The sequence below is a fragment of the Falsiroseomonas oleicola genome (assembly GCF_019029495.1).
GTDB classification, from domain to species: Bacteria; Pseudomonadota; Alphaproteobacteria; order Acetobacterales; family Acetobacteraceae; genus Falsiroseomonas; species Falsiroseomonas oleicola.
Genome location: NZ_JAERQM010000025.1, coordinates 1 through 549, shown reverse-complemented (window position 1 = coordinate 549; position 549 = coordinate 1). Strand labels below are relative to the sequence as shown.

1 protein-coding gene is annotated in these 549 nt (G+C 68.3%); it reads right to left on the bottom strand.

All coding sequences use genetic code 11. The features are described from left to right. Window positions 1-549, bottom strand: a 549-nt coding sequence (locus JJQ90_RS26730) for an argininosuccinate synthase domain-containing protein (protein WP_216879301.1), incomplete at both ends; no start/stop codon positions are given.

Below are 549 nucleotides of genomic sequence, written 5' to 3'. Positions count from 1 at the left end.
GTCCATCTCCTCGCCGTCGACGGCGACGGGAACGCCAGCCTCGAACGTCACCTCGATCGTCGTCTCTCCGTCCGGCTCGGCGGTCCACTCGTAGATCTCCGCCGGCGGCTCGTAGTCGGGGTCCTCCAGTTTGCCGCCCTCGACCGCACGCGACCAGATGTTCTCGTCGATCGACCAGACGCCGCCGTCGCCGGTCTCGACGGGGAGGTCGTTCTCCTCGGCGTACTCGATCTCCCACTCGCGGGTGAGTCCGAGCTCGCGGACGGGCGCGATCACGTCCAGATCGGAGCCGCGCCACACCGCCTCGAACCGGAGCTGATCGTTCCCCTTCCCCGTACACCCGTGCGCGATCGCGTCACAGTCCTCCTCCTCGGCGACGTCGAGGATCGCCTCGGCGATGACGGGACGCGCGAGAGCGGTACCGAGCGGATATCCCTGATACGTCGCGTTCGCCTTCACCGCGTCGAGACACAGGTCGGCGAACTTCGCTTTCGCGTCGACGACGTGAAGGTCGAGGCCGAGCGCCTCGGCGGTCTCCTCCGCCTCGTC